This is a genomic window from Methylobacterium sp. DB0501, from assembly GCF_011043735.1.
Taxonomy (GTDB): Bacteria; Pseudomonadota; Alphaproteobacteria; order Rhizobiales; family Beijerinckiaceae; genus Methylobacterium; species Methylobacterium alsaeris.
Genome location: NZ_JAAKGV010000011.1, coordinates 187,321 through 203,730 on the forward strand (window position 1 = coordinate 187,321; position 16,410 = coordinate 203,730).

16 protein-coding genes are annotated in these 16,410 nt (G+C 69.7%); 8 read left to right on the forward strand and 8 right to left on the reverse strand.

The window, feature by feature from the left end; all coding sequences use genetic code 11:
• Nucleotides 1–110 precede the first annotated feature (110 nt).
• The 5 genes from G4G93_RS17915 to G4G93_RS17935 all read right to left on the reverse strand — a co-directional run bounded on the left by G4G93_RS17915 (nt 111) and on the right by G4G93_RS17935 (nt 6,188).
• Complete coding sequence (locus G4G93_RS17915; RefSeq protein WP_165085986.1) at nt 111–1,730, reverse strand: ABC transporter ATP-binding protein; 1,620 nt, start codon at nt 1,728–1,730, stop codon at nt 111–113.
• A gap of 1 nt (nt 1,731) precedes the next feature.
• The gene (locus G4G93_RS17920; protein ID WP_246736849.1) at nt 1,732–2,610 is read right to left on the reverse strand and encodes an ABC transporter permease; all 879 of its coding nucleotides are present in this window, start codon (nt 2,608–2,610) and stop codon (nt 1,732–1,734) included.
• Complete coding sequence (locus G4G93_RS17925) at nt 2,610–3,578, reverse strand: ABC transporter permease (RefSeq protein ID WP_165085988.1); 969 nt, start codon at nt 3,576–3,578, stop codon at nt 2,610–2,612. The genes G4G93_RS17920 and G4G93_RS17925 overlap by 1 nt, the downstream gene beginning before the upstream one ends.
• Before the next feature lie 10 nt (nt 3,579–3,588).
• A complete protein-coding gene (locus tag G4G93_RS17930) occupies nt 3,589–5,142 on the reverse strand; it encodes an ABC transporter substrate-binding protein (RefSeq protein WP_165085989.1) in 1,554 nt (517 codons plus the stop codon).
• 275 nt (nt 5,143–5,417) lie between these two features.
• Complete coding sequence (locus G4G93_RS17935; protein WP_165085991.1) at nt 5,418–6,188, reverse strand: class II aldolase/adducin family protein; 771 nt, start codon at nt 6,186–6,188, stop codon at nt 5,418–5,420.
• A 235-nt stretch (nt 6,189–6,423) separates the two neighbouring features.
• Between G4G93_RS17935 and G4G93_RS17940 the strand changes: the two genes are divergently transcribed.
• From G4G93_RS17940 to G4G93_RS17950, 3 genes are read left to right on the forward strand one after another with little or no spacing between them, the layout of a single operon-like run.
• Nucleotides 6,424–7,128 (forward strand): GntR family transcriptional regulator, encoded by a 705-nt coding sequence (locus G4G93_RS17940; protein WP_246736850.1) that lies wholly within the window; start codon nt 6,424–6,426, stop codon nt 7,126–7,128.
• Nucleotides 7,125–8,153 carry a histone deacetylase family protein gene (locus G4G93_RS17945; protein ID WP_165085995.1) on the forward strand — a complete coding sequence of 343 codons (1,029 nt, stop codon included), beginning with the start codon at nt 7,125–7,127 and terminating at the stop codon, nt 8,151–8,153. The genes G4G93_RS17940 and G4G93_RS17945 overlap by 4 nt, the downstream gene beginning before the upstream one ends.
• A 12-nt stretch (nt 8,154–8,165) precedes the next feature.
• Entirely contained in the window at nt 8,166–8,480 is a 315-nt protein-coding gene (locus G4G93_RS17950) for a cupin domain-containing protein (protein ID WP_165085996.1), read from the forward strand.
• A gap of 67 nt (nt 8,481–8,547) precedes the next feature.
• On the opposite strand, the gene G4G93_RS17955 is transcribed toward G4G93_RS17950, so the two are convergent.
• A complete protein-coding gene (locus G4G93_RS17955; protein WP_165085998.1) occupies nt 8,548–10,824 on the reverse strand; it encodes a DUF1522 domain-containing protein in 2,277 nt (758 codons plus the stop codon).
• A 353-nt stretch (nt 10,825–11,177) separates the two neighbouring features.
• Here G4G93_RS17955 and G4G93_RS17960 point away from each other — a divergent pair, with 353 nt between their 5' ends.
• The 4 genes from G4G93_RS17960 to G4G93_RS17975 all read left to right on the forward strand — a co-directional run bounded on the left by G4G93_RS17960 (nt 11,178) and on the right by G4G93_RS17975 (nt 14,873).
• Complete coding sequence (locus G4G93_RS17960; protein WP_165086000.1) at nt 11,178–11,591, forward strand: flagellar biosynthesis repressor FlbT; 414 nt, start codon at nt 11,178–11,180, stop codon at nt 11,589–11,591.
• A 58-nt stretch (nt 11,592–11,649) separates the two neighbouring features.
• Entirely contained in the window at nt 11,650–11,865 is a 216-nt protein-coding gene (locus G4G93_RS17965; protein WP_165086001.1) for a hypothetical protein, read from the forward strand.
• Between the two features lie 73 nt (nt 11,866–11,938).
• On the forward strand, nt 11,939–13,489 hold the full coding sequence (locus G4G93_RS17970) for a Na+/H+ antiporter (protein WP_165086003.1): 1,551 nt from the start codon (nt 11,939–11,941) through the stop codon (nt 13,487–13,489).
• Nucleotides 13,490–13,691: 202 nt separating this feature from the next.
• Complete coding sequence (locus G4G93_RS17975; protein WP_165086097.1) at nt 13,692–14,873, forward strand: alpha-hydroxy acid oxidase; 1,182 nt, start codon at nt 13,692–13,694, stop codon at nt 14,871–14,873.
• Between the two features lie 81 nt (nt 14,874–14,954).
• On the opposite strand, the gene G4G93_RS17980 is transcribed toward G4G93_RS17975, so the two are convergent.
• Nucleotides 14,955–15,218, reverse strand: coding sequence for a hypothetical protein (locus G4G93_RS17980; RefSeq protein WP_139037327.1), 264 nt, complete (start codon nt 15,216–15,218; stop codon nt 14,955–14,957).
• A gap of 245 nt (nt 15,219–15,463) precedes the next feature.
• On the opposite strand from G4G93_RS17980, the gene G4G93_RS17985 reads away from it, so the two are divergent.
• Complete coding sequence (locus G4G93_RS17985; RefSeq protein WP_165086005.1) at nt 15,464–15,634, forward strand: hypothetical protein; 171 nt, start codon at nt 15,464–15,466, stop codon at nt 15,632–15,634.
• A gap of 3 nt (nt 15,635–15,637) precedes the next feature.
• Here G4G93_RS17985 and G4G93_RS17990 read toward each other — a convergent pair whose 3' ends face one another.
• Nucleotides 15,638–16,375: an IclR family transcriptional regulator gene (locus G4G93_RS17990; protein WP_165086007.1), complete on the reverse strand. Its 738-nt coding sequence runs from the start codon at nt 16,373–16,375 to the stop codon at nt 15,638–15,640.
• Nucleotides 16,376–16,410 lie beyond the last annotated feature (35 nt).

Sequence of the window (16,410 nt, forward strand, 5' to 3'; positions counted from 1 at the left end):
ACGCTGTCCACTTTCTCCGAATAGTCAGCGGTTACGGATCCCGGGTTCCGCTGCGCGGCCCCGGGATGACATCGAGGGTGGCAGAACCGTCGCGGCCCCGAAGCAGACCCTCACGCGGCCTGCCGTACCCGGCCCGGCACGGCGTCGAGCAGCGCGCGGGTATAGGGATGCTCGGGGTTGGCGAAGAGCGCGCTCGCGGTCTTCAGCTCGACGATCTCGCCCTGGCGCATCACCGCGATCCGGTCGCAGATCTGCGCCGCCACCCTGAGATCATGGGTGATGAACAGCATCGACAGGCCGAGCCGCGCCTTCAGGTCTTCGAGCAGCGCCAGCACCTGGGCCTGGACCGAGACGTCGAGGGCCGAGACCGCCTCGTCGGCGACCAGCACCTCGGGTTCCAGCGCCAACGCCCGGGCGATGCCGATGCGCTGGCGCTGGCCGCCGGAGAATTCGTGCGGAAAGCGCTCCAGCGCCTTCTCGTCGAGGCCGACGAGACCGAGGAGCCGGCGTGCCCGCTCCATCGCCTCGCTGAGCGCCACCCCGTGCGCCACCGGCCCGTCGGCGATGATCTTACCCACGCTGCGGCGCGGGTTGAGCGAGGCGAAGGGATCCTGAAAAATCATCTGGATCCGGCTGCGGGCCTGGCGCAGAGCCTCGCCCTTGAGCCCGGTCAGGTCGGTGTCGCCGAGGCGGACGCGGCCGGAATCGGGCTCGATCAGCCGCATGACCAGGCGGGCGACCGAGGATTTGCCCGAGCCCGACTCGCCGACAAGGCCGAGCGTCTCGCCGCGATGGAGCGCGAAGGTCACGTCCCGCGCCGCCGCCGTGCGGCGCTTCTCCCGCCACAGCCCGCCGCCGGTGACATAGGTCTTCTGCAACCCCGTCACCTCGACCGCCTTCGGCCCCGAGAGGGGAGGGCGGGCCGGCGGGTCCATGGTCGGCACGGCGGCGAGCAGGGTCTTGGTATAGGCGGCCTGCGGCCGGCCGAGCACGGCGGCCGCCGGTCCCTCCTCCACCACCCGGCCGTGGCGGAGCACCAGCACCCGGTCGGCGATCTCCGCCACCACGCCGAAATCGTGGGTGATGAACAGGACCGCCATGCGGCGGCGGGTCTGGAGGTCGCGGATCAGCTTCAGGATCTGCGCCTGGGTCGTGACGTCGAGCGCCGTCGTCGGCTCGTCGGCCACCAGCACGGCGGGTTCGAGGGCCAGCGCCATGGCGATCATCGCCCGCTGGCGCTGGCCGCCGGAGAGCTGGTGCGGATAGGAGCGGACGATCTGCTCCGGGTTCGGCAGCCCGACCTCACCGGCGAGCGCCACCGCGCGGGCGCGGCGCTCCCTCGGGGTCAACTGGCCGTGGGCCTCGAACATCTCGGCCATCTGGTCGCCGATCCGCATCAGCGGATTGAGCGCCGTCATCGGCTCCTGGAAGATCATCGCGATCCGCCGGCCGCGGGTGTCGCGCCAGCCCGCATCGGTCTGCGCCAGCAGGTCGGTCTCGCCGAGGCGGATCGAGCCGGAGACCGGCCGCACCGCCTTCGGCAGCAGGCCCATCAGGGCGTGGGCGCACATCGACTTGCCGGAGCCCGACTCGCCGACGAGGCACAGGATCTCGCCGGCCACGAGATCGAACGAGACCCTGTCGACCGCGTGCGCCCGGTCGCCGCCCGCCGGCAGGGCGAGGGTCAGGTCGCGGACCGCAACGGCGGGGCGCCTCGTGTCGGCATCCATCTCAGCGCTCCCGTGACAGGCGCGGGTTGAGGGCGTCGTTCAGCCCCTCGCCGATCAGGTTGAGGGCGAGCACGGTGAGCAGGATCAGCAGGCCCGGGAAGGCGGTGATCCACCAGGCCTGCCGGATCACCGTGCGACCGGCCCCGACCATGTAGCCCCAGGACATCCGGTTCGGGTCGCCGAGGCCGAGGAAGGACAGCGAGGATTCGAGCAGGATCGCGGTGGCGACCATCAGCGAGGCGAGCACCACGATCGGCGACAGGGTGTTGGGCAGGACTTCCCGGCGCAGGATGGTGAAGGTGGTCTGCCCGGTCACGATCGCCGCCTGGACGTATTCGCGCGAGCGTAAGGAGAGCACCTCGCCCCGCACCAGCCGGGTCACCGGCGGCCAGCTCACCAGCGCGATGGCGAGGATCATCGAGGAGAGCGAGGGCTGGAGGATCGCCACCAGCACGATGGCCAGCGCAAAGCTCGGCACGGTCTGGAACAGCTCGGTGAAGCGCATCAGGGCATCATCCACCCGGCCGCCGAGATAGCCGGCGAGGGCACCCAGCGGCACGCCGATGAGCAGCGCGGCCAGCGTCGAGACCAGCCCGACGATGAGCGAGACGCCGGCCCCGTGCATCAGCCCGGCGGCGATGTCGCGCCCGAGGGCGTCGGTGCCGAGCGGCACCCGCTCCAGGGTGAAGGGCGGCACGAAGGGCCGCTGCACCATGCGCCAGGGCGAGGTCGGGTAGAGGAACGGCGCGAGGAGCGCCGCGGCGACGACGAGCGCCAGGATCACCAGCCCGAACACCGCGCCCGGATGGCGCAGGAAGGCGGAAAGCGGCCCGCGGCGGCGCGGCCTAGCCGGGGCGGCCAGGGGAACGGCATTCTCCATCACGCCACCTCGATGCGGGGATCGACCGCGCGATAGACCACGTCGGTGACGAGGTTGAAGATCAGCACCATCGCGGAGGAGACCACGAAGACGCCGAGCAGGAGATTGTAGTCGCGCTGGAGCAGGGCCTCGTACATCAGCCGCCCGATCCCCGGCCAGGCAAACACCGTCTCGGTGAGTACCGCGCCGCCGACCAGGGTGCCGGCCTGGAGACCGGCGAGGGTCACCACCGGCAGGAGGGCGTTGCGCAGGATGTGCCGGCGCTGGATCACCCCCTCGGTCAGGCCCTTGGCCCGCGCCGTCTTCACGAAGTCGAGGCGCGAGACCTCCAGCATCGAGGAGCGGGTCATCCGCACGTAGACCGCCATGAAGAACAGCCCGAGGGTCATCGCTGGCAGCACCAGATGGTGGGCGATGTCGAGGGCGCGGGCGAGCCCGGTATAGCCGGCTCCGACGGTCTCGAAGCCGAAGCTCGGCAGCCAGTCGAGCCGGACCGAGAACAACAGGATCGCCATCAGCGACACCCAGAACAGGGGCGTGGCGTAGAACAGGAGCGCGAGGCCGGTGATCGCCGTGTCGGCGAGGGTGCCGGCCCGCCGCGCGGCGAGAGATCCCAGCAGCACCCCGAGGGAGAGCGAGATCGCGAAGGCGCTGCCGGTGAGGAGCAACGTCGCCGGCAGCCGCTCGCCGATCAGCGTCGCCACCGGCATCTGCTGGCGCACCGAATAGCCGAGATCGAGCCCCGCGATGCTGCGCAAGTAGGCGCCGAGCTGGCTCGGCAACGGCTGGTCGAGGGCGAACTTTTCCCGGAGCTGGGCGATGAAGGCTTCGTCGCCCGCCCCCGCCTCGCCGGCCATCACCAGGGCCGGATCGCCGGGGGCGAGGCGGATCAGGAAAAAGTTCAGGACCACGATGGCGAGGAGCACCACGATGCCCTTCGCGATCCGCCGCGCGACGAAGCCCAGCATGCTCTATCCTTCAGCGCTCGATCCAGGCGTCTCTGAACCCGTCATTGACCCCGATGCCGGTGGTGACGAGGTCGTGGACCTTGCAGCGGGTGATGGTCGGGAATTGCAGCTCCAGTAGCCAGGCCACCGGCGCATCCTCGACCAGCGTCTTCTGCACCGCCTCGTAGATCGGCCGGCGCTTGTCGTCACCGACCGCGATCGCACCTTGCGCGAAGGCCTCGTCGACGCTCGGGTTGGAATAGCCCTCGACGTTGTTGAACGGCGAGCCCTTGGCGATCTGCGACGAGACGTAGTTGCGCCCGACCCCGAGCGCCGGGTCGCCGTACTGGTAGAGATACGTGAAGGCGATATCGTAATCCCACTCGGAGGTCTTCTGGTTCCAGCCGGCGACGTCGGTCGCCACCAGCTCGACCTTGATGCCGACATCCTCGAGATTCTGCTTCACAGCCTCGGCCCAGCGCTGCCAGGTCTCGCCGTAGGGCAGCGGCAGGAGGCGCACGGTCTCGCCCTTGTAGCCGGATTCCTTCAAGAGCGCCTTGGCCTTGGCCGGATCGTACGAATACTTCGCCGCCTTCGGGTCATGGTAGCGCACGGTGGAGGCGAACGGGCCGGTGGCCGGCTTGCCGAGGCCGTTCCAGACTACGTCGCGGGCAAAATCCCGGTCGAGGGCGTAGGAGACCGCCTGGCGGAAGGCCTTGTTCGCCATCGGGCCCTTGCGGTTGTTGAGCCAAAGCCAGGACATCGGGCTGAAGAACTCCCAGCCCTTGGTGGTCGAGCAGGCGCCCTTGAGCGCGGAGAGGCGCTGCACGTCGAAATTCTCGACCGAGCCGCCGGGCAGGATGTCGACCTTGCCGGTCTCGAACGCCACCGCCCGGGCGGCGGCGTCCGGGATCACGTGCCAGTAGATCTCGTCGAGATAGGGTTTTCCGGCGACGTGGTAGTTCGGGTTCTTGGTGAGCCGGATATAGGAGCCCTTCTTCCACTCCTTGAACAGGTAGGGCCCGGTGCCGATCGGCGTGTTGTTGGCCGGGTTGGTCTTGTAGTCGGTACCGGCATAGATGTGCTTCGGCACCATCGGCAGGGAGCCGACCTCGAAGATGCCGAGGAACGGCCCGAACGGCTCGGACAGGGTGAACACCACCGTGTACGGGTCGGGCGCCGTCACGCTCGCCACCCGGGCGAGGTTGCCGCGGGCGCGGGCATGGGTCTGGCGCAGCAGATCGACCGAGAACAGCACGTCGTCGGCGGTGAAGGGCTTGCCGTCGTGCCAGGTGGCGTTCTTCACCAGCTTGAAGGTGTAGGTCTTGCCGTCGTCGCTCATGCTCCAGCTCTCGGCGAGGCCGGGCAGGGGCTTGAGGGCTGAATCGTAGCGCAGCAGGCCCTCGTAGATGTTGCCGGCCACCATCTGGGTCGGGCCGTTCTGCACCATCGCCAGCATCAGGCCGGGCGGCTCGGGCTGGATCACCGCATTGGCGGTGCCGCCGGGCTGCGGGGTGCGTTGTGCCAGGGCGGTGCCGGCCAGTGCCAGGGAGAGCACGGTGCCGGCCATGAGCGTCTTGAGCATCTGTACCCCCTGATTCCTGTTGCGACGTCTTGAGACGGTGAGCACGCGGGTCGCGCGCATCCTCCTCTCCCCGCCGGGTGGGGAGAGGGCCGTGTCACCGTTCAGGTGACGCGGCAAGCGGAGGCGCAGCCGGAGCGAGGGTGAGGGGGTGTCTCAGGATGTGGCTCCTCCGGAGACACCCCCTCACCCTCACCCCTGGCAGGGGGGCGAAGGCCTCTCCCCGCCCGCGGGGAGAGGAGAAACCCGCGCTCTGCTTATCGGAGTGTGTCCTTGCCCTACTCTTTGTAATCCGGGTCGCTGCGCTCCAGCATGCGCTTGAACGCGTCCCATTCGGTGTCGGGCAACTGGCCCGTCTCCATCTTGTCGTAGAACGAGGCGTATTGGCCGGCGGTCTTCACCGCGACCGCCGCCGGGGGCCGGACCAGCGGGGCGCCCGCGGCCTGCAGCGCGAGCTGGGCGCGGCAGGAGCGCTCCAGGTTGTGCATCAGCTTGAACGCTTCCGCCACCGAGCGGCCGCAGGTCAGCATGCCGTGGTTGCGCAACACCATCACCGGCTTGTCGCCGAGATCGGCCACCAGCCGCTGGCGCTCGTCGAGGTCGAGGGCGATGCCCTCATAGGCGTGATAGGCGAGGCGGCCGTGGAACTGCATCGACCACTGGTTGAGCGGCAGCAGCCCCTCCTCCTGGCACGACGCGGCGACCCCCGCCACCGTGTGAGTGTGGAGCACGCACAAAGCATCCTCGCGCGCGGCGTGGACGGCGCTGTGGATGGTGAAGCCCGCGGGGTTGATGCCGAGCCCGCACGGATCGTCCACCACCCGCCCCTCGAGGTCGACGGTGACGAGGTTGCCGGCCTTCACCTCCTCGAATCGCAACCCGTAAGGATTGATCAGGAAGCGGTGCTCGGGCCCCGGCAGACGGGCCGAGATGTGGGTGTAGATGCTGTCGTCGAGGCCGAGGCGGTGGATCAGCCGGTAGGCCGCCGCCAGGTCGATCCGGACGCGCAGCGCGGCCTCGTCGGCGTGCGGATGAGCGGATGACGACATCGGACCTCCTCGCGGATCAATTCGGCGGCAGGACGCGCCGCGACGACTTACGCTGGACTGGCGGCGCGGCGCGACAACGCGCGCGCCGACGGCCGGATGCAGAACCGGGTGGAACACGACATGACCCGGCATGAGCCTAGACTGGCCCGGCCCCACGTGACGATCAAGCTGAAAGTGTCGACAATCGACGCCCAAGCGTTGCACACTCCGGTGCAACGGAGGTGCGATGCGCGCGATGTCCCCACCCGTCGGGTTGCCGGTGCTGGCCGAGAGCGATCTCGTGCGCCAGGTCGCGCGCCGGCTCACCGACGCGATCGTGCAGGGGCGTCTGCCCCCCGGCGCCAAGGTGGCGGAGGCGGCGGTCGCCCGCGAGCTCGGCATCAGCCGGGCGCCGGTGCGAGAGGCCGCGCGCCTGCTCGAGAGCCAGGGCCTGCTCCGGGCCTCGCCGCGGCGCGGCTTCTTCGTGCGCGAATTGTCGGCACAGGAGGTCGACGAGCTCTACGCCTTGCGCCTCTGCGTCGAGCGCCACGCGGCGGTCGAGGCGGCGCGCCGCCTGACGCCGGCCGTGCGGGAGGCCCTGCGCCGCCAGCTCGACCTGATGCGGGACCTGGCCCGGCGCGACGACCCCGCGGCGATCGTCGAGGCCGATTACCAGTTCCACCGCCTGATCTGCGAGGCCGCCGGCAATGCCCGGATGCTGCGCCTGTTCGACGGGCTGGCCTCGGAGTTGCGGATCGTCATCGGTCTGATCGGCCGGCTCTACGACGATCCGCAGGAGATCGCCCGCACCCACGAGCCGGTGCTGGCGGCCATCGAGGCCGGCCACCCGGAGCGGATCGTCGCCCATGTCGACCACCATCTCGGCGTCGCCCGCCGGGAGGTCGGCCGGCTGGTGCAAAGCCTCACCCCCACCGCCCGACAGACGAGGGAGACCCCATGAAGGCCGTCCATTCCGAGGACCATCGCCGCCACGACCCCAAATTCTTCCTGGTGCGCGGCCAGGTGAAGCCCGCCGCCGACCAGCCCGAGCGGGCCGACCGGCTGCTCGCCGGGCTCACGGCCGGACGCCACGCGGTGGTGGCGCCGCAAGGACACGGCGGGGGCGCCCGGGCGCAGGTGCACAGCCCCGACTACCTCGCCTTCCTGGCCGAGGCCTGGGAGGAGTGGGAGGCGCTGCCCGACCATGGCCCCGAGATGATCGCCAACATCCACCCGGTGCGCGAGGCGGCGACCTACCCGACCCACATCGTCGGGCGCCTCGGCTGGCACACGGTCGATACCGCCTGCCCGATCGGCCCGGGCACCTATGCGGCGGCGTGCGCCGCCACCGACGTCGCCGCGAGCGCGGCGCAACTCGTCCTCGACGGCGAGGATGCGGCCTACGCGCTCTGCCGCCCGCCCGGCCACCACGCCTATCGCGACCGGGCCGGGGGCCATTGCTACTTCAACAACAGCGCGGTCGCCGCCGCGCATTTGCGCCGCAAGCACGCCCGGGTCGCGGTGCTCGACGTCGACGTGCATCACGGCAACGGCACGCAAGGCATCTTCTACCGCGATCCGAGCGTGCTCACCGTCTCGCTCCACGCCGATCCGCGCGGCTTCTACCCCTTCGTCTGGGGCTACGCCCACGAGCGCGGGGAAGGGGAGGGGATCGGCGCCAACCTCAACCTGCCGCTGCCGCTCGGCACCGGCGACGACGCCTATCTCGCCCTGCTGACCGGCACGGCGACCCGCACGATCGCGGCCTTCGCCCCGACCGCGCTCGTGGTCGCGCTCGGCCTCGACGCCTCGGAGCACGATCCGCTCGCCGGCCTCGCCATCACCACCGAGGGCTTCCGCCGTATCGGCGCGGCGCTCGCGGCTCTCCGTCTCCCGACGGTGCTGGTGCAGGAGGGCGGCTACCTCTCCGACCTCCTCGGCGAGAATCTCACGGCGGTCCTCGCCGGCTTCGAATCCGCCCGCTAGGAGGTCGTTCCGATGGCCTTCGCCTGCACGATTCCCGCAATCCCGACCGTCCAGGTCGACGACGACACGGTCCGCATCACCCGCTGGGATTTTTCGCCCGGCGCCGTCACCGGCTGGCACGAGCACGGCTGGCCCTATTTCGTGGTGATGATCACCGCCGGCACCCTGCGGATCCATGACGGCACCCAGGTCACCGAGGTGCCGCTCGCCCACGGCCAGTCCTACCGCCGCCCGGCCGGCATCCGCCACGACGTCCAGAACGGCTCCGACCACCCGATCGCCTTCGTGGAGATCGAAGTGAAGCGGCCGGAGGGTCTGGCGGGCTGACCCGCAAAAGGAAGCGGCCGGGGCGTGAGCCCCGGCCGCCAAGATTACTGCTGAGGCTGCGCGCCGATCAGCGCAGGAGCTGCAGGATGCTCTGCTGCGACTGGTTGGCGAGCGAGAGCGCGGACACGGTCAGCGACTGCCGAGTCGACAGGGCCTGCGAGTTCGCCGCCTCCTCGTTTAGATCGGCGTCGGTCAGCTTGGACGCGCCGGTCTGCAGGTTGTTGATCACGGTCTTGTTGAAGTCCTGGCGGTTCTGCACCACCGCCAGGTTGGAGCCGAAGGTCGAGGCCTGGTTGCGCAGGCTGCTCGCCGCCGAGGTGAGGAAGTTCAGGACGTTGTTGGTCGAGGTGTTGTCCTGGAACTCGTTGGCACCGTTCTGGCCGAGCTTGGCCAGGCCGAGGCCGGTCGCGTCGAAGGTCACGCCGCTCACCTGGATTGACGACGTGCCACGCTCGTTGAACGTGAGCTTCATGTTGTCGCCGTTGAGCAGGTTGGTGCCGTTATAGCCCGAGTCCTGCGCGGTCGTCTTGATGTTGTCGAGGATCTGGTTGTACTGCTTGATCAGCTGGGCGCGGGCGTTCTGGGCGTTGGCGTCCACCACCGGCGCACCCGCCGCGGTGAACATCGAGGCCGTGGTGCCGCCGATCGCGCCGCCATCCGCCGCACCGCCGATCGTCGCCGAGGCGTTGTCGTTGGTGGTCTGGATCGTCAGCTTGCCGGTCGAGTCGATCGTGGCGGTCATGTTGTTGGCCGCCAGCTGGGTGTTGAGCTGGTCGAGGGTCTTGACGGTGCCGTTGGTCCCGTCGCCGAAGGTCACGTTCACGGCGGTGCCGCCGCGGAGCGAGCCGAAGGTCAGGGTCTTGCCCGCCAGGCCGCCGGGGGTCGAGGTCCGGGTCGCCGTGAAGCTCGTCTGCGTCCCGGCGGTGCCGGCCAGCCCGAGAGCCGACAGGGTGTTGCCCGATCCCGTGATGTTGAGGTCGGACTGGATGCCGGTGCTGATCTTCAGGGTGCCGGTCGAGCTGACGCTGGAAGCGACGTTGCCGGCCGTGGTCGTCGCCGTCGCGCCGGTGGCGGACAGCGTCGCGGTCTGCACGCCGCTGGCGAGATCCATCGCCGTCAGCACGTCGTTGACCGTCGCGGTGCGGATGTAGACGGTCGTGTTGCCGTTGCCGTCCGTCTCGAGCTTGCCGCTGTTCATCACGCCCTGGCGCGTGGCCGAGGCGGTCGGCGGAACGCCGTCCTTGAACGTGATGGTCTTGCCGTTCACGTTCATCGTCGAGCCGTCGACCATCAGCGACGCCATGCTGGTGCTGCTGGTGGTCCGGGAGACCGTCACGCTGGCTTGGCCGGCACCCGAGGCACTCGACAGGCCGAGACCCTTCAGGAGGTCAGCCTCACCGGAGATGTTGAGGTCGGCACCGGTCGTCGAGCTGAGAGACAGCTTGTTGCCGGTGATCGTCGAAACGGCACCGGAACTGCCGGCCGCGAGGGTTGCAACACCGGTGGTCGCGTTGATCGACGAGACGACCTGCGTACCGCTCGCGAGGTCGATGGCGTTCATCAGGTCGGTGGTCGTCGCCGCCGACGTGATGCTCGTGGTTCCCGTCAGCCCGAGATAGACAGTCGAGTTCCCTGATCCATCCGTGACGATATTGCCGTTGATACCCTGGGATCCGGTGACTGTAGTCGGAACCGCGGCGGAACGGAACGTGATGGTCTTGCCGTTGACGCTGAGGGTGTCGCCGTCGTTGATGAAGTTCGCTGAGCCCGAGGTCGCGCCCGAGCTGATCGAACCAGCGGCCGTGCCGACGAGCAGGCTGGTATTGGTCATGCTGGCCACGGTCGCACCGGTGAGCGCGCCGGCCGTACCACCGATCGTCTCTGCGCCGGTGATGACGGTCTTGCCCGCGAGGCTACCGTTGTAGAGCGTGCCGCTCAGGGCCGAGTTGTTGGTGAAGGTCTGGGTGCCGCGCAGGTCCTGCGCCGTGCCGCCTGCGATCGAGGCCGTCACGTTCGACTTGGTCGAGTAACCCGGCGCGGCCTGGAGGGCCTGGTTGGCGACCGACTTCGCGGAGTCGAGCAGCTTCTGGATCGACGTGATGCCGGCGTTGGCCTGCTGGATGACCTGCACGCCGTTCGAGATCGAGTCGAGCAGGTTGGTCAGGTCGTTGGCGCGGTTGGTCTGCGCCTGCGCGGTGAAGAAGTTGGTCGGGTTGTCGAGGGCCGAGTTGACCTTCTTGCCGGTGGCCAGACGAGTCTGCGTGGTAGCCAGCAGGTCGGCGGTGCTCTGGGCGACGAGGAGGTTCTGCCGCGTCGCGGCCGAAAGGGTAACGCTGTTAGCCATCGGGCTGATCCTTGTGATCAATGTCCATCGTCGTTTTGACGATGGAGCCACTCTGGGCTGTCGGGTGTTGCGCGTGTCTTAATGCGGTTCCTTAGAGATGGGCCTTCTGCCGATATAGTTAATGCAGAGTAGTGCGATCGGATCGCGCGCTGCTCCAGACGGGGATTGCGGATGGCGTTACCGATTTCTTAATGTACGGGGCTCATGTTTCTGCATGTAAGCTGCACGACCGCCACCCATCCCGGGATGCGCGCTCTGCTGCACAGGGGTGTCGGAGCGCCGGACAGGCTGCTCCGCGCTCTCCGTCGCGGGGTTGCTCCCCGAGGTGACGACAGGCCGGACAGGACCCGCCCATGCCCCTGCGCATCAACCTCAAGCCGAACGAGCGCCTGATCATCAACGGCGCGGCGATCCGCAACGGCGACCGCGCCACCAGCCTCCTGATCGAGAATCCGTGCAAGTTCCTGCGCGAGAGCGAGATCATCCCCGAGAGCGAGGCCGACACCGCCTGCAAGCAGATCTGCGTCACGCTCCAGCTGATCTACCTCGCCGACCATCCGCGGGAGGCCGACGACCTGCTGGTGCGCCAGTCGACCGAGCTGCTGAAGGCGATGCCGACGAGCGCGCCCTACCTCGTGGCGATCCAGGACGAGCTCGCCGCCGGGCAGTATCACCGCGCCCTGAAGGTCGGCCGCGAGCTCGTCGCCTACGAGCGTTCCCTGCTCGATCGCCTCGAGACCCCGCCCGACGCCGCGTCACCGTCCTGACATCGCCGCGCAACCAATCCGCCCCGGCCCGGCCGCAATGGGTGGCGAAGAAGCGGGCATGAGCGACCGCACCCGCATCGACTGGAGCACACCCGCGCAACTCGTCGTCTGGCCGGGCGACGCCGCCGGGGAGCGCCCGACCACCACCCTGCGCGAGGCGGTGGCGGAGTCGGCCCGGATCAAGGCCGGGGTCGTCTGGATCGTGCTCGCCGACGGGCACATCCTGCGGCCGGGCCGGATCGCCGAGCTGCGGGCGGCTCTGCCGCCGGGCTGACGCCCCAGCGACGGAAGGTCCGCAAACCGCCCGCACCCGGTGCGCGTTCCTCCTCTTCAGAAGCGGAGGGGTGATGCTGATCTTCGAATGGATCGCCGGCGTGCTCGTCGTCGCGGTCCTGCTCGCCGGGCTGGCCCGGCGCCTCGGCGCCCCGTTCCCGGCCTTCCTCGCCGTCGGCGGGGCGGCGCTCGCCTTCGTGCCGCAGGTGCCGCGCCTCGATCTCGATCCGGACCTGGCGCTCGCGCTGTTCCTTGCCCCCGTCCTGCTCGACGCCGCCTACGACACCAGCCTGCGCGACCTGAAGCGCAACTGGATGCCGGTCGCCGGCCTCGTCGTCGGCGCGGTCGGGGTCACGACCCTGGCGGTGGCGCTGGTCGCGCGCTGGCTGGTGCCCGACATGCCGTTATCCGCCGCCATCGTGCTCGGCGCCATCGTGGCGCCGCCGGATGCGGTGGCGGCGCTCTCGGTGCTGGCCCATGCCCGGCTGCCCCACCGCCTCGTCACCATCCTCAAGGGCGAGAGCCTGTTCAACGACGCCTCGTCGCTGCTGATCTACCGCCTCGCCCTCGGGGCGGTCGCGACCGGCTCGTTCTCGGCCTCGGAGGTCGCCCCGACCTTCCTCGTCGGCGTGGTCGGCGGGCTCGTCGCCGGGCCGGCTCTGGCCTGGCTCTACGTCCGTCTGATGCGCCGGGTCACCGATCCGCCGAGCGCCGTGGTGCTGCAATTCGTGGCGACCTTCGGCCTGTGGCTCGCCGCCGAGCGGGTCGAGGTCTCGGGCGTGCTCACCGTCGTCAGCTTCGGCCTCACCGTGTCGCGGCTCTCGCCCCAGACCATGCCGGCGCATCTGCGCCTCACCTCCAACACCGTCTGGGAGACGGCGGTGTTCGTGCTCAACGTGCTCGCCTTCGTGCTGATCGGCCTGCAGATCGGCCCGATCCTCGAGGGCCTGAGCCCGGCCGAGCGCAGCCACACCGCGCTGGTCGCCGCCGCGGTGTTCGGCACCCTCGTGGCGGTGCGCCTCGCCTGGGTGCTCGGCGCGCGGGGGATGGCGCGGCTGTGGCACCGCTTCGCCGGGCCGGTGGGGCCGCGGCCCATCGGCCTGCGCTCCGGTGCCACGGTGGCGTGGTGCGGCATGCGCGGCGTCGTCACCATCGCGCTGGCGCTGGCGCTGCCGGGCGACTTCCCGCATCGCGACCTCGTGGTGCTGACGGCGTTCTGCGTCGTGCTCGGCACCCTGGTGATCCAGGGCCTGACCCTGCGCCCGCTGATCGCCTGGTTCTCCCTCGGCGACGACGATCCGGTCGGGCTCGAGATCGGCCGCGCCCGGGCGGCGGCCTACCGGGCCGCCCGCGACAGCCTGGCCGAGGAGACATCGCCCCATGCCGAGGCGCTGCGGCGGGAGTTCGAGGCCGGGATCCGCGAGGCGGAGGCCCATGACGAGGGACTCGCCCCGTCGAGCCTGCCCGCCGACGCCCTGCGCCGCCGCGCCGTCGAGGCCGCCCGGACCACCATCCTGGCGATGCGGGACCGCGACGAGATCGGCGACGACGCCTATCTCCGCCTCGAGGAGGAGCTGGACTGGACCGAGCTCAGCGCCACGCCGCGGGAGGAGGTGGCGTCGTGATCGCTCCCGGCGCGGTGCCGGGCCGCGCCGGGCGCACGGCGAAAACGATGGTCAGACCCGAAGGGTTGATTGTATCCCGTATCGGCTTGAGACCAAAAAACCTGCGCGCCGGCCGACGGATGTCCCGCGCGGGCGCCAAGAGACGCACGAGCGAGACGCCATGCACGCCACCCGAATGCCCTCGTCGCGGCCGCCATCCTGGATGTCGCGGTTCTTCACGAGCGGCCCCGTCACCTCCATCGAGGACCTGCGCGTGCTCGCCGAGCGGCGGGTGCCGCGGATGTTCTACGACTACGCCGATTCCGGCTCGTATTCGGAGGGCACCTACCGGGCGAACGAGGACGATTTCTCCAAGATCAAGCTGCGCCAGCGCGTCGCCGTCGACATGACGAACCGCACGCTGGCCAGCACCATGGTGGGCCTGCCCGTCAGCATGCCGGTGGCGCTGGCGCCGACCGGCCTGACCGGGATGCAGCACGCCGACGGCGAGATCCTGGCGGCGCGCGCCGCCGCCAAGGCCGGCGTGCCGTTCACGCTCTCGACCATGAGCATCTGCTCGATCGAGGACGTGGCCGAGAATACCGACGCGCCGTTCTGGTTCCAGCTCTACGTGATGCGCGACCGGGACTTCATCGACCGGCTGATCGACAGGGCCAAGGCGGCGCAGTGCTCGGCGCTGGTGCTCACCCTCGATCTCCAGATCCTGGGCCAGCGCCACAAGGACGTGAAGAACGGCCTCTCGACCCCGCCCCGCATGACGATCCCCAACATCGTCAACCTGGCGACGAAGCCGCGCTGGTGCCTCAACATGCTGCGCACGCAGCGCCGCACCTTCCGCAACATCGTCGGGCACGCGCAAGGGGTGGGGGATCTGCGCTCGCTCTCGTCCTGGACCGCCGAGCAGTTCGATCCGCGGCTGAACTGGGACGACGTCAAGCGCATTCGCGACCGCTGGGGCGGCAAGCTGATCCTGAAGGGGATCCTCGATCCGGAAGATGCGGAACTGGCGGCGCAAAGCGGCGCCGAGGCGATGATCGTCTCCAACCACGGCGGCCGTCAGCTCGACGGCGCGATCTCGTCGATCGCGGCCCTGCCCGAGATCGTCCAGACGGTGGGCGACCGGATCGAGGTGCTGATGGATGGCGGCATCCGCTCGGGGCAGGACGTGATCAAGGCGCTGGCGCTCGGCGCCCACGGCGTCTTCATCGGCCGCGCCTTCCTGTACGGGCTCGGGGCCGGCGGCGAGGCGGGGGTGACCCAGTGCCTCGACATCATCCGCAAGGAACTCGACGTCACGATGGCGATGTGCGGCCTGCGCGACGTGCGTCAGGTCGACGAGCGGATCCTGGCCGGCAAGCCGGCCCTCGCGAACCGGCCGTTCTGATCGGTCGGCGAGGCGAAGCCTCGCCGAAAAGGCTCCGCCCGGCCACGGGGACGAACCGGACCGGGCGGAGCGGGAAAATCGTTACATGCGGTGCATGTGGCGATGCATCATGCGGTGACGCATCATGTGCCGCCGGTGCATCATGTGGCGGCGATGCATCATGTGCCGGTGCATGCGGTGATGGCGCATCATCCGGCGCTCGCCGCGGGTCATCTGCACCGTCTCCACCATGGGAGCGGCCTGGATGCCGGCCGGGCTCGCCGGGGCGGCGGAGGCCGCGCCGATGCCGAAGGTGAGGGTGCCGAGAACGGCAGCCGCCGCGAGGCCCAGGGTCATCTTCTTCATCTTGGGTGTCTCCTCTTGCGCGGCCCTCGCCCTGCAGCGTGAGCCGGCCCGCCGGAGCGGGAGGTTTTCCCGCTCGAAGCGGGTCACGAGAAAGATTCATCCAACGGTGAAGGTTCCGAAGGAGCGATCGTTTTTCGTGCGCTCGATGGTATAAAAAATGTGAGCCGGCGCCGTACCCATCGTCACCCCGGCGCGTTTCCCCCCGCACCCCGGACCGGGGGCTACACGCGGAGGGGGGACGCGCCATGCACCAGGACATCCGGCAAGGGGATATCCGGCAAGAGGGGATCCGGATCCAGGCCGACGCCGACGGCACCTTCACGCTCTACAGCGCATCCCGGATCATCCTGCGCGGCCTGACCCGCGAGCGCGCCTACCGCCTCGCCGGCCAACTCGGCGAGTTCGTGGAATACTGATCTTCACGCCGCGCCGCTCACCAGGGCGGCGGCGCGCATCAGGCCCGGCAGGATCCGCCCGGCGATGTCGCGGTCGGACCAGTGTCCGGCCCCGCCGGCGACGTGAAGCGCCCCGAACGGAGCGCCGGCCGCGTCGCGGAGCGCCACCGCGACCACGACCTCGCTCTCGATCACCTCGTGGGCGGCGACCGCGTAGCCGTCCCGCCGCGCCGCCGCCACCGCCTCCATCACCGCCGCGACCTCGGTCTGCGTGAACCGGGTCAGCGGCCGACGATCCTCCGCCTCGACGAGACTTCGCGCCTCCGCGTCCGGGAGGGCGGCCAGCACCGCCCGGCCGCCGGCACTGCAGAAGAGCGGGATCCGGCGCCCGACCAGGTTGGTGTAGTAGGGCGCGGCCCGCGCCTGCAGCCGCAGCGCGTAGATCAGCGACGCATCCGAGAACAGGCTCAGATCGACCCGCGCGTCGCAAGTCCCGCGCAGCTCCATCAGGATCGGCGTCGCCCGCTCGATCAGCGGGTGGTTGCGCAGGAAATGGTAGCCGAGGTCGAGCACCCGGTCGGACAGGGCGTAGCGCCGGGTCGTCGCGCATTGCTCGAGATAGCCGAGATGCGCCAGCGTATGCGCCATCCGCTGGCAGGTGCTCTTGTCGTGACCGCTGCGTTGACTGAGCTCCAGCAACGACAGGTAGCGGGTGCCCTGGAATGCTTCGAGGATGCTGAACGCTTTTTCGACGGATTGCACAAAGAGCCGGCTCCGTGCGGTTTCGTCGGGTTCCT